Raw genomic sequence first — 9,949 nt, 5'->3', positions numbered from 1 at the left:
GGCCCGGACGGTTCCCCGTCCGGGCCCGCGGCCTCGTCAGTACCCTGGTCAGACCGCCCGGTTGCGGCGCTGCGCCAGCTCGTCCGCCGGGTCGTGGCCGACCAGCGTCTCGCCGGTGTCCGTCCGCTCGGCGTGCAGCCGGCCGACGGCCAGCTCCAGCTCCTGCCAGACCGCACCGACCGCGATGCCGAAGACGCCCTGACCGCTCTTCAGCAGGTCGACCACCTGCTGGGGCGTGGTGCACTCGTAGACCGTCGCACCGTCGCACATCAGGGTGAGCCCGGTCAGGTCGCCGGATTCGGCCGACTGCAGATGGGCGACCGCCACCCGGATGTTCTGCAGTGAGACGCCCGCGTCCAGCAGCCGCTTCACGATCTTCAGCAGCAGGATGTCGCGGAAGCTGTAGAGCCGCTGACTGCTCGCCGGGTAGACCGAGCGGACGCTGGGCTCCAACAGCCCCGTCCGGGCCCAGTAGTCCAGTTGACGGTAGGTGATCCCGGCGGCGGCACAGGCCGTCGGGCCCCGGTAGCCGATCAGTTCCGAGGTCGGCGCGAGCCGCTCGATGGCCGGCTGGCCCGGCTGTACGGCCGGGAACCGGCCCACCCTGGGCAGGTCCGACCGGGACAGGTCGGCCACGCTGCGAGCGGTGCGCGGCATGTGCACGGCGCACAGGCCTCCCACGGCCGCTTCATCGCCGGTGCTGGTCATGCCTACCTCCGTCCACTCGTGCTGCGGGCAACCCAAGACTGCGGGCGACAGACACCCGGGCAGCCACTCCTGACGGTAGGCAGTCCCCTATGGCCCGTCAACGATCGCCACGCCGAGCCGGATAAACCGCGTCACTCAGGAGAGTGGTTTTTCGTGCCCCCAGTGTGGGTAGGTAGACGCTTTTTGGCAAAACGCCGCGCGGTGTTTCGACCACGGAGCGCTCATCTACTGCCGCACCACGGCCGCGCTACTGCGGTCCGCTGCCGCCGAAGTCCTCGGGCGACACCTGGTCGAGGAACTCGCGGAACTTCTCGACCTCGTCCTCCTGCTCGTCCGGGATCGCGATGCCCGCCTCGGCGAGCACCTCCTCGCTCCCGTAGATCGGCGTGCCGGTGCGCAGCGCCAGCGCTATCGCGTCGGACGGCCGGGCACTCACCTCGACACCGCCGGTGAAGACCAGCTCGGCGTAGAACACGCCCTCCCGCAGATCGGTGATCCGGACCTCGGTGAGCTGCTGGCCGAGCGCCTCCAGGACGTCCTTGAAGAGGTCGTGCGTCAGCGGGCGCACCGGCGTCATGCCCTGCTGGGCGAAGGCGATCGCGGTCGCCTCGCCGGGGCCGATCCAGATCGGCAGGTACCGATCGCCGCCCACCTCGCGCAGCAGCACGATCGGCTGGTTGGAAGGCATCTCCACCCGGACACCCACGACGTCGAGCTCATTCACACACGCAACCCTATGGCCCGCGCCCCGGATATGAAAGCGCAGAGCGGACACCGCTGGTCAGCGGGGTGCGGCCGGTGCGAAAAGGCCTACCCGCGGGTCTTCATCCCGGCCTGGACCATGGCCGCGTGGAGGCGCACCGACAGCGTCGCCAGCTCCCGGGCGGTGGCCTCGGCATGCGCCCTGGTCTGCGGGTTGCGGTGTCGGCGCAGCGGCGCGACGACCTGCTCGACCAGAGCGATCTCGCGGTCCGCGGCGGCCTTCATGGCTCTCAGGTGCCGCGGCTCCAGGCCGAACCGGCCGAGCTCGGCGACCAGCCGGGCCACCTGCAGCGCCTCGCCGTCGTACCCGCCGTCCGGGCCGGGAGCGACCAGCCCGTAGGCCTCCCACTCGTTCAGCTCGCGCTCACCGGCCTCGGCGGCGGCCAGCAGCTCCGCCCGCCCCAGCCGGACCCCGGCACCGGACTCCGCGGCCGCCACCAGTTCCCGGTCCGCCTCCTCCAGCGGTCCGGGCCGGGCGTCCGCGGGGGGCAGCGCGGGCGGGCTCTCCCCGCGCTCGATCGCGTCCAGGTGCTCGCGGATCACCCGCAGGGGCAGATAGTGGTCGCGCTGCATCCGCAGCACGTACGCCAGCCGCTCGACGTCGGCCGGACTGAACTTGCGATACCCCGAGGGGGTGCGCTGGGGCTCGACCAGGCCCTCCGCCTCGAGGAACCGGATCTTGGAGATGGTGACCTCGGGGAAGTCGTCCCGCAGGAAGGTCAGCACCGCGCCGATGCTCAGCAGCTCCTCGCCGCCGCGCCGTCGGCCGCCCCCGGCCGGCCGGTCCGGGCGGATCGGCTGCCTGGGGGCCGCGACCACCCCGCGCATGCCCTGGTCCGCTGGCGGACCGGACGGCGCGGGGTTGGCCGCCCCGAGAGATGAAGGAGTATTCGCGCTCACTCGGGCTCCTGCCGACGTTGGGTTCAGTACCCCCGGTTGTGGCCGGCGAAGAACACCAGCCGGTACTTCCCGATCTGCACCTCGTCGCCGTTGTTCAGCGGCACCTCGTCGATCCGCTCCCGGTTGACGTAGGTGCCGTTGAGGCTGCCGACGTCGGCGACGCTGAAGCCCGCCGTGGTGCGGCGGAACTCCACGTGGCGGCGCGAGACCGTCACGTCGTCCAGGAAGATGTCGCCCTGCGGGTGACGGCCGGCCGTGGTGATGTCCGAGTCCAGCAGGAACCGGCTGCCCGAGTTCGGGCCGCGCTGGACGATCAGCAGGGCCGAGCCCGGCGGCAGCGAGTCGATCGCCGACAGCACCTCGGCCGACAGCGCCGGAGTGGCGCCGGTGCCAGTGGTGGTGTTGGGGTCGTAGGACTCCAGGCCGGAGATCGAGATGGTCGACGTGGTCTCCGCGGCCCCCTCGGGCAGTGCGCCACCGCGCAGCGCCGTACCGCAGTTGGAACAGAAGCGGGCCGCGGACGGGTTCTGGTTGCCGCACCTGGGGCACGGAGTGGGGCCAGCCATGTTCACAGCCTCCTGGCGCGGCACACCCGACGGGTTGTGCCCGGCGTACGGGTCCGGGGCAAACCCTCCACCAGAGGTTGAGGGTCCTGACGGGAAACCTATGCGCGGCGCGCCGGAGGGGTCAACCGACGCGCCGTAGCCCGCCTGATTCCCCGCGAACTGGGTGCCGGCGCCGTCCCGGAACATCTGGTGCTCGGCGTACTCCACGCCCTCCGGGGCCGGACGCATGCCCGGCACGGCGGGCTCTTCGTCGGCGCGGCGGTGACGCGCGGTGGGCGCCTCGACGGCGGCCGCGTCACGACCCTTGTTGCGACCGAACAACTTCGAGAAGAAACTCACGGGCGAATCCCCTTGCGTGTGACAGACCCGCCCGCGGGGCAGGGTGAGAACCTCGGACAGGCTGCGGGCCCGGTCGTGGATCGGGCCGGCTGGAGTGGTGCTCCGACGTGTGGTGCTCCGGCGTGCTGCGGTATGGACCAGTGTCGCCCACGTCCCCGGGAAACCCCGCACCGGGGGCCACCCGCAGGTGACGGGACGTTCGGCGGGCGGCCCGTCACTTCGGAGCCGGCTTGGCGTACTGCGGTGTCTTCAGGTCGACGAGGGCGTCGACGACCACCTTCTGCTGCTGGGAGATCGTCGCCCGCGCCTGGTGACTCTCCAGGGTGCGGACCACACCGCCCGGGATGTTCAGCGCGGGCGTGAGGTCCTGCGGGTTCCCCACGACGGTGAAGCGGTAGGGCTGCGAGACCTTCTTGCCGTCGATCTGCACACCGCCGCCGGACGCGTCGGTGAAGTAGGTGTTGACCACCACGCGCACATCGTTGATCTGAATCGCCTCCGCCCCCGCCGCTCGGAGTTCCTGCAGGGTGTCCAGCAGCATATCTGCCTTCACCTGCCCTTGGGGATCATCGACCGTCAGTACGATGCCCGGACCAGTGGCTTTGACGGTCCCGGCGAGCACGCCGAGTTCCGTCACCTTCTTCCTGGTCTGCTCCTGGGCCTCCTTGGCCTGGTTGGAGCTGTTCTCCAACTTGGCCAGGGACTGCTCGAGCTCCGCCTTCTCCTGCTGTAGACGCTGCTGGCGTCCGTCCAGTTCGTCGAGGATGCGGACAAGATCCTCCTGCCGGGCGCCGCGCAGCTGGCTGTGGTGGTCGTTGGTGGAACGGACCTGGATCGCCAGCCCCAGGCCGAGCGAGAACAGCAGCAGCGCCACCACCAGCTGCCCGCGCGACAGGCGCGGCGGCCAGAGGGCGGCCTGGAGTCGGCGCCGGCCGGCGCCGCGGTCCACCGCGGGCCGGGCGGCGGGCTCCGGCCCGGCCTCCGGTTCCGGTTCCGGGTCCGGCTTCGCCTCGACCGCGGGCTCAGCCCCGGACTCGGCCGCGGACTCAGGCTCGGTGGGCACCTGGCCGGACGCGGCAACGGCCTCGGCGGCCTCCTCGGCGGCGGAATCGTCGACGGGCTCGGCGACAGGATCGACGACCGGCTCGGCCTGTGCGGGCTGCGGCTCGGCCGTCCTGGCGGCCACGGGCGCCGGCTCGGGCACCGGTTCCGGCGCCGGAACCCGTACGACGTCAGCCTCCGGCTCGGCCTCAGGCTCGGCCTCGGGCTTCCCCGACGCCGGCGCGGGCCGCTTCGAATCCTTCGGCTCGACCCCGCCGTCACCCTCCGCCCCGGGCCGCTCCGACGGGCTGTCCGAAGATCCCTCCACCGGCTCGGCCGCAGGCTCGTCGACGGACGCCCGCGCGGACTGCCCCGGCACCGACACCGCCACCGCCTCGGCAGGCTTCCCGGCCCCGGCGGGCTCCCCGGTCGACTTCCCGGTCGCGCTCACCGCCACCTCGCCGGACGCCGCCGCCCGCCGCCCCCCGTCATTGCCCTCGCGCACACCGGCTCCTGCCCGTCCGTCCGTGTCCGCGTGCACCTGGGCGTCCCCGTCCACCGGCCGTTCCCGGCCCGACTCAGGCGCGGAAGACATGGCGCCTGATCGCAGCGGCGTTGGAGAAGATGCGGATACCGAGGACGACGACCACACCCGTGGAGAGCTGCGAGCCGACGCCCAGCTGGTCACCCAGGAAGACGATCAGCGCCGCGACCACCACGTTCGACAGGAACGACACGATGAAGACCTTGTCGTTGAAGATCCCGTCCAGCATCGCCCGGACACCGCCGAACACGGCGTCCAGCGCCGCCACCACCGCGATCGGCAGGTACGGCACCACGGCGTCCGGCACCTCGGGCTGGACGAAGAGTCCGACCACCACCCCGATCACGAGCCCCAGTACGGCAATCACGGCTTAGCTGCTCCTGTCCCTGCGGGCGGCGACCCCGGCGTGGTCGCCGCGGACGAGTGGGCGGTCGTGGTCTTGGTGGTGGCGCTCGGCGAGCGCTTGCCCGACGGCTGGCCGCCAGGCGCCGCCGACGTCGGCGAGGCGCTCGCCGACGGGCTGCCGGACGCGTTCGACGACGGCGCGGCCGGAGTCGGCGCGGTCGGGGTGGGCGTCGGCGAGGGTTCCGGCGTGAAGGGCTGGGCGGTCCGCAGCGTGACGCCCACCGCGGCCGGCAGCGTCAGGTTCTTCTGCGCGGAGATGGTCGACTTGATGCCGTACTTCTCCTGCAACAGCCGCAGGTACTGGCCGGCCATCGTGCTCTCGAACGCGGTGACCAGCTTCGGCCCGTCCCCGAGCACCAGCACGTTGTACGGCGGGACGAGCGGCCGGTTGTCCACCAGCACCGCCTCACCCGCGGCCCGGATCGCCGAGAGCGCGGTGAGCCGCTGCCCGTTGATGGAGACCGCCTCGGCGCCGGCATCCCAGAGGCCGTTCACGACGAGCTGCAGATCGCGGTCCCGCAGTCGGCCGCTGTTCCCGAACCCCTGCCCGGCGCGCGGGTCGACGTTCCCTCCGGCGCCGGTGCCCGCGGCGTCCTCCAGCACCAGCTTGGCGCCGGGCCCGGCGACCTCGCCCAGGCCCACCGCCCCCGCCAGGGAGGCCGGATCACCGGCACCCGAGGGGAGTGCCTGCTGCTGTGCGCTGTCGACCTTCCGCCGCAGGTCCTGGACCTGCTTCTGGAGGTTGTCCGCCGAACCGTTGCTGTCGTTGATCCGGTGGATCAGCGCATCCCGTTCCTTGGCGAGCGTCGGCGCGGACTCGTGCGCGTTCACCGCGCCCACCGTCACCACCGCCCCGACCAGGGCCAGCCCGGCGCCCAGCGTGAGCAGGCCCCGGACCGTGCCGGGTATCCGGCTGTCGTGCTCCCCGCCCCTCGCCTCGGCCGCCTCCGCGTACCCCTCGTCCAGGCTGTGGTCCATCACATTGGTCAGCAGGGACATCGAGGCATCCGGACGGTTGTACCGTCCGTTGCTGGCACTCGGCGTCGGCGTCGCTGGCATGCGGACCATCGTCCCATGTCGGCGAAGGACCCCGTGCACACCCCCTGAGCTGGGCACACGCCAAAAGGGATGCAAGGTGACCAACCGCGCGAACCGGACATCGCGCCGACGGGACGGCACGCCGGGCGAACGGCGGGGCGGCCCGGTCGGCCGCCCCGCTGTCACCGCGCTGTCGCACTGCTTCGGCCCGCGCCGGTCAGGCCCGGGGCGTCACCGCCCGGCGCCGTCGACCACCGCCGCCCACTCGTCCAGCAGCGCCTCGGTCGCCGCGTCGTCGGGGCCCTCCGCCCAGAGGTGGGTGACCGCCTCAGCCGGGTCCGGCAGGACGAGCGTCCAGCGCCCGTCCGCCTCGACCACCCGCACCCCGTCGGTGGTGTCCAGCCGCCGGGTGCCGGCCGCCTCCACCACCGAGCGCATGACCATGCCCTTCGCCGCCCACGGCGTGCCGATGTCCCGCCGCCGGATGTGCGCCTGCGGGATCCGGGCATCGATCTGGCTCAGCGTCAGCTGGGTCCGGGCCACCAGCCCGACCAGCCGGACGAAGGCCGCGGCGCCGTCCAGCACGCCGCCGAACTCCGGCACGACGAAGCCGCCGCGTCCGTCGCCGCCGAACACCGTGCCCTCGGCCGAGGCCGCCTTGGCCAGGTCGTCCGGCGTGGTCGTGGTCCAGATGACCTGGGTGCCGTGGTACGCGGCGACCTGCTCGGCGATCCTGGTCGTCGTCACGGGCAGCGCCACCTGGCCGCTGCGCCGCTCGGCCGCGACCAGGTCCAGCAGCACCAGCAGTGCCCGGTCGTCGTCGATCACCCGGCCCAGCTCGTCCACGAAGGCCACCCGCTCGCCGACCGGGTCGAAGCGCACGCCGAAGGCCGCCCGGGAGGACGCCACCAGCTCGCCCAGCCGGGCCAGCCCGGCCCGGCGCTCCTCGGCGTCCTCGGTGGGCCTCGCCTCGTCCAGCCCGCTGGAGACGGTGAGCGCCTCCACGCCGAGCCGCCCGAGGATGCTCGGCAGGACCAGCCCGGCGCTGCCGTGCGCGGTGTCCACCACCACCTTCAGCCCTGCTTCGCGGACCCCCGTGGTGTCGATGGTCCGCAGCAGGTTGCCCGCGTAGGAGTCGAAGACGCTGGACGGAAAGGTCAGGTCGCCGATCTCGCCGGGGAAGGCCCGGCGGTACTCCTGACGCGCGTACACCCGGTCGAGCTTGCGCTGCCCGGCCTGGGAGAGGTCGGCGCCGCGCTCGTCGAAGAAGAGGATGTCCAGCGAGTCCGGCACGCCCGGCGTGGTCCGCAGGAAGATCCCGCCCGCACTTCCGCGCGCGGTGTGCTGCCGGGCCACCGGCATCGGCACGTTCTCCAGGTCGCGGACGTCGATCGCGCTGGTCTGCAACCCCGAGATCATCGCCCGCTTGAGTGCCCGCGCGCCACGCGAGTGGTCACGCGCGATGGTGACGGTGGCGCCCTTCTTCAACGTCGTCGCGTAGGCGCCGGCCAGCCGGACGGCCAGCTCCGGGGTGATCTCGACGTTCAGGATGCCCGAGACGCCGCGCAGCCCGAACAGGTGCTCCTGCCCGCGCGACTCCCAGATCACCGAGGTGTTGACGACCGCACCGGCCTCGATGGTCTTGAACGGGTAGACCCGGACGTTGGCCGCGATGATCGACTCCTCGCCGATCAGGCACTCGTCCCCGATCACCGCGCCGTCCTCGATCCGCGCGGCCCGCATGACATCGGTGTTCTTCCCGATCACACAGCCGCGAAGGTTGCTCTGCGGCCCGATGTAGACGTTGTCGTGGATGACGGCCTTGTGCAGGAACGCACCGCGCTTGACGACCACGTTGCTGCCCAGCACGGTGTGCTCGCGGATCTCGACCCCGGCCTCGACCTTGGCGTAGTCCCCGATGTAGAGCGGTCCGCGGAGTACCGCCTCCGGATCCACCTCCGCGCCCTCGGCCACCCAGACGCCGGGCGAGATCTCGAACCCGTCGATCTCGACGTCGACCTTGCCCTCCAGGACGTCCGCCTGGGCCTTGCCATAGCTCTCGTGGGTGCCCACGTCCTCCCAGTAGCCCTCGGCCACGTACCCGTAGACCCGCTTGCCCTCCTTCAGCAGCTGTGGGAACACGTCGCTCGACCAGTCCACGGACTCGCCGGCGGCGACGTAGCCGAAGACCTCCGGCTCCATGACGTAGATACCGGTGTTCACCGTGTCCGAGAAGACCTGTCCCCAGGTCGGCTTCTCCAGGAAGCGCTCGACCCGGCCCTCGTCGTCGGTGATCGTGATGCCGAACTCCAACGGATTCGGTACCCGGGTCAGACAGACGGTGACCAGTGCGTTCTTACTACGGTGAAAGGCGATCAATTCGGAGAGATCGAAGTCGGTCAACGCGTCACCGGAGATCACCAGAAAGGAATCGTCCTTCAGCGCGTCCTCGGCGTTCTTGACACTCCCCGCAGTGCCGAGCGGCGTCTCCTCATTGGCATACGTCAGGTGCATACCCAGCTCTTCGCCGTCACCGAAGTAGTTCTTGACCAGGGAGGCCAGGAACTGGACGGTCACGACGGTGTCGGAGAGGCCGTGCCGCTTCAGCAGCCGAAGCACGTGCTCCATGATCGGCCTGTTGGCGACCGGAAGCAGCGGTTTCGGCATGCTGGAGGTCATCGGGCGGAGTCGGGTGCCTTCGCCCCCTGCCATTACAACGGCTTTCATTACGGGTGCGTCCTCCTTCGCGGTGGTGGACCCTGCAGGTCCATCAAACCGTTCCAGAGGTTCTCTACCCGGAAGGTATCGTCCGACGCACCGTGTCGCCGTGGGACTTCTCTCAGATCGCGTCTCAGACTGTGGACGCGGAGCCCGCCCGGATGATCTGTCGGGCCTGGACCGCGTAAAGAATACCGGCCCACCAGTACAGTGCCGTCCCCCACCAGATGAAGGCCCAGCTCACGACCTCGGCCGGCTGCGCGATCCAGCTGTCACCGGCGCCCAGCAGGAGAAGCGGAAACGCGTACATCAGATTGAATGTCGCGGCCTTCCCCAGGAAACTCACCTGCAACGGGCCGTAGCCGTGCCGGTTCAGAATGGGCAACAGGCCCGCGATAAACAGCTCACGGGCGATCAGAATCGCGGTGAGCCACCACGGCAGAATCTCACGCCAGGTCAACCCGAGCAGGGTGGAGAGGACGTACAGGCGGTCCGCCAGCGGGTCGAGCAGCTGACCGACCCGGCTGATCTGCCCCCACCTGCGGGCGAGTTTGCCGTCCAGGTAGTCGCTGATGCCGCTCAGCATCAGGATCAGCAGTGCCCAGCCATCGTTGTTCGGCCCGTCGAACACCGGCCAGAGAATCAGCCAGAGGAAGAGCGGAACGCCGACCAGCCGGCCCATGCTCAGCAGGTTGGGGATGGTGAGGACGCGATCGGTCTGGACCCGCGTCTCCTGGACCTCCACCCGGGGGCCTCCTGTACGTGTGACGACTTTGCATGTTGACCCTACAACAGAAAAGCCCCCGCCCGGTTCACCCGGCGGGGGCTTCTCTGAATGATTGTTCGGCGGCGTCCTACTCTCCCACAGGGTCCCCCCTGCAGTACCATCGGCGCTGTGAGGCTTAGCTTCCGGGTTCGGAATGTAACC

Annotated in this window: 9 protein-coding genes and 1 rRNA gene; all 10 read right to left on the bottom strand. The window is 70.9% G+C overall.

Going from position 1 to position 9,949, the window contains the following annotated elements:
- Positions 1–48: 48 nt before the first annotated feature.
- Complete coding sequence (locus tag ACFVVX_RS37650) at positions 49–708, bottom strand: MerR family transcriptional regulator (RefSeq protein WP_387952665.1); 660 nt, start codon at positions 706–708, stop codon at positions 49–51.
- 247 nt (positions 709–955) lie between these two features.
- A complete protein-coding gene (locus tag ACFVVX_RS37645) occupies positions 956–1,432 on the bottom strand; it encodes a bifunctional nuclease family protein (RefSeq protein ID WP_063350203.1) in 477 nt (158 codons plus the stop codon).
- Between the two features lie 86 nt (positions 1,433–1,518).
- A complete protein-coding gene (locus tag ACFVVX_RS37640) occupies positions 1,519–2,298 on the bottom strand; it encodes a MerR family transcriptional regulator (RefSeq protein WP_387952663.1) in 780 nt (259 codons plus the stop codon).
- Positions 2,299–2,393: 95 nt separating this feature from the next.
- Positions 2,394–2,936, bottom strand: coding sequence for an FHA domain-containing protein (locus tag ACFVVX_RS37635; RefSeq protein ID WP_387952661.1), 543 nt, complete (start codon positions 2,934–2,936; stop codon positions 2,394–2,396).
- Between the two features lie 553 nt (positions 2,937–3,489).
- On the bottom strand, positions 3,490–4,338 hold the full coding sequence (locus tag ACFVVX_RS37630; RefSeq protein WP_387952666.1) for a DUF881 domain-containing protein: 849 nt from the start codon (positions 4,336–4,338) through the stop codon (positions 3,490–3,492).
- A 556-nt stretch (positions 4,339–4,894) separates the two neighbouring features.
- Complete coding sequence (locus tag ACFVVX_RS37625) at positions 4,895–5,227, bottom strand: small basic family protein (RefSeq protein ID WP_030062488.1); 333 nt, start codon at positions 5,225–5,227, stop codon at positions 4,895–4,897.
- Entirely contained in the window at positions 5,224–6,324 is a 1,101-nt protein-coding gene (locus ACFVVX_RS37620) for a DUF881 domain-containing protein (protein WP_387952660.1), read from the bottom strand. Before ACFVVX_RS37620 ends, ACFVVX_RS37625 begins: the two co-directional genes overlap by 4 nt.
- Before the next feature lie 210 nt (positions 6,325–6,534).
- Positions 6,535–9,030, bottom strand: a complete 2,496-nt coding sequence (locus ACFVVX_RS37615) for a sugar phosphate nucleotidyltransferase (protein WP_387952659.1) — start codon at positions 9,028–9,030, stop codon at positions 6,535–6,537.
- A 124-nt stretch (positions 9,031–9,154) separates the two neighbouring features.
- On the bottom strand, positions 9,155–9,766 hold the full coding sequence (gene pgsA, locus ACFVVX_RS37610) for a CDP-diacylglycerol--glycerol-3-phosphate 3-phosphatidyltransferase (protein WP_387952658.1): 612 nt from the start codon (positions 9,764–9,766) through the stop codon (positions 9,155–9,157).
- A 96-nt stretch (positions 9,767–9,862) separates the two neighbouring features.
- A 5S ribosomal RNA gene (rrf, locus tag ACFVVX_RS37605) occupies positions 9,863–9,949 on the bottom strand; the annotation flags it as partial.

The organism is Kitasatospora sp. NPDC058170 (assembly GCF_042883905.1).
Taxonomy (GTDB): domain Bacteria; phylum Actinomycetota; class Actinomycetes; order Streptomycetales; family Streptomycetaceae; genus Kitasatospora.
The sequence above is the reverse complement of the archived record's forward strand: the minus strand, read 5'-3'. Positions and strand labels throughout refer to the sequence as shown.

Bases quoted from the DNA above. Each gene is read 5' to 3' on its own strand.
- ACFVVX_RS37650 (WP_387952665.1), bottom strand. From the start codon at position 708: ATGACCAGCACCGGCGATGAAGCGGCCGTGGGAGGCCTGTGCGCCGTG.
- ACFVVX_RS37640 (WP_387952663.1), bottom strand. From the start codon at position 2,298: ATGCGCGGGGTGGTCGCGGCCCCCAGGCAGCCGATCCGCCCGGACCGG.
- ACFVVX_RS37635 (WP_387952661.1), bottom strand. From the start codon at position 2,936: ATGGCTGGCCCCACTCCGTGCCCCAGGTGCGGCAACCAGAACCCGTCC.
- ACFVVX_RS37620 (WP_387952660.1), bottom strand. From the start codon at position 6,324: ATGCCAGCGACGCCGACGCCGAGTGCCAGCAACGGACGGTACAACCGT.
- ACFVVX_RS37615 (WP_387952659.1), bottom strand. From the start codon at position 9,030: ATGAAAGCCGTTGTAATGGCAGGGGGCGAAGGCACCCGACTCCGCCCG.